This window comes from Duganella margarita (assembly GCF_009857535.1).
Classification (GTDB): Bacteria; Pseudomonadota; Gammaproteobacteria; order Burkholderiales; family Burkholderiaceae_D; genus Rugamonas; species Rugamonas margarita.
The window spans coordinates 1-1,446 of record NZ_WWCS01000059.1 but is presented as its reverse complement, the minus strand read 5'-3'; the positions used below and the strand labels follow the sequence as shown (position 1 = coordinate 1,446).

2 protein-coding genes are annotated in these 1,446 nt (G+C 73.7%); both read left to right on the top strand.

Annotated features, from left to right (window positions below):
• Positions 1 to 29: 29 nt before the first annotated feature.
• Positions 30 to 653, top strand: a complete 624-nt coding sequence (gene cysC, locus GTP55_RS29130) for an adenylyl-sulfate kinase (protein ID WP_161048253.1) — start codon at positions 30 to 32, stop codon at positions 651 to 653.
• Positions 654 to 657: 4 nt separating this feature from the next.
• A partial coding sequence (locus tag GTP55_RS29125) for a hypothetical protein (protein ID WP_161048252.1) occupies positions 658 to 1,446 on the top strand: 789 nt, incomplete at its 3' end.

The window sequence follows — 1,446 nt, the reverse complement described above, 5'->3', positions numbered from 1 at the left end:
GCCGGCCCTGACGCGCTGAGGCCAGAACCATGGGAAGCTCCGACAACGTTGCGCTGCACGGCAGCGCCCCCCACCTGCACTGGCACGCCAGCGGCGTGACGGCCGCCGCCCGCCAGGCCCGGCTGGGCCAGCGCGCCGCCACCGTCTGGCTCACTGGCCTCAGCGGCGCCGGCAAGTCCACGCTGGCCGGCGCGCTGGAACAGCGGCTGGTGGCGGCCGGCCACGCCGCCTATGTGCTCGACGGCGACAACCTGCGCCACCACCTGAACCGCGACCTCGGTTTCTCGCCGGCCGACCGCCAGGAGAACATCCGCCGCAGCGCCGAGGTGGCGCGGCTGATGAACGACGCCGGCCTGATCGTCATCTGCGCCTTCATTTCGCCGCAGCGCAGCGACCGCGCGCTGGCGCGCAGCATCATCGGCGAGGCCAACTTCATCGAGACCCATGTCTGCACCCCGTGCGCCGTCTGCGAGGCGCGCGACCCCAAGGGCCTGTACCAGAAAGCCCGCGCCGGCCTGATCCCGGAATTTACCGGCGTCTCGGCGCCGTACGAGGCGCCGCTGGCGCCGGCGCTGGCGCTCGATACCGGCAGCCTGTCGCTGGAACTGGCCTGCGACCGCCTGCTGCACCACCTGGCGCCCTGGCTGGGCTAACGCCATGCCGGCGCCGCGTTACGACGTCTTCAACGGCGATGCCGACGGCATCTGCGCGCTGCACCAGCTGCGCCTGGCCGAGCCGGCCGACAGCGTGCTGGTCACCGGCGTCAAGCGCGACATCGGACTGCTGGCGCGCGTGCCGGCCGCGCCCGGCGCGCGCGTGCTGGTGCTCGACATCTCGCTCGACGCCAACGCCGCCGACCTGCGCCGCCTGCTCGACGGCGGCGCCGCAGTCGATTACTACGACCACCACTCGGCCGATTGCGCCTTCGAGCACCCGCGCCTGCGGCTGCACTGCGACGGCGCGCCGGACGTCTGCACCAGCATCCTGGTCGACCGCGCGCTGGGCGGACGCTACCGCAGCTGGGCGGTGACGGCCGCCTTCGGCGACAACCTCGAGCACGCGGCGCGCCGCCTGGCGAACGGCATGGACGCGGCCAGCGTCGCCGCGCTGGCGCAGCTGGGCCAGGTGCTCAACTACAACGCCTACGGCGAATGCGTGGCCGACCTGCACTGCGCGCCGGACACGCTGTACCGCGCGCTCGGCGCCTACGCCGACCCGCTCGACTTCATCGCCGCCAGTCCGGTCTACCCAACGCTGCACGACGGCTGGCGCGCCGACTGCGCGCAACTCCAGCAACTGCAGCCGTACTGGCAGCACAGCGGCGGCGCGGTCTACCTGCTGCCGGCCACGCCGTGGGCGCGCCGCATCAGCGGCGTGCTGGCCAACCGCCTGGCGGCGCGCGGCGACGGCGCCGCCTTCGCCGTGCTCAACGAGCGCAGCGATGGC

Coding starts and splice junctions, on each gene's coding strand:
- cysC (WP_161048253.1), top strand. CDS start 30: ATGGGAAGCTCCGACAACGTTGCGCTGCACGGCAGCGCCCCCCACCTG.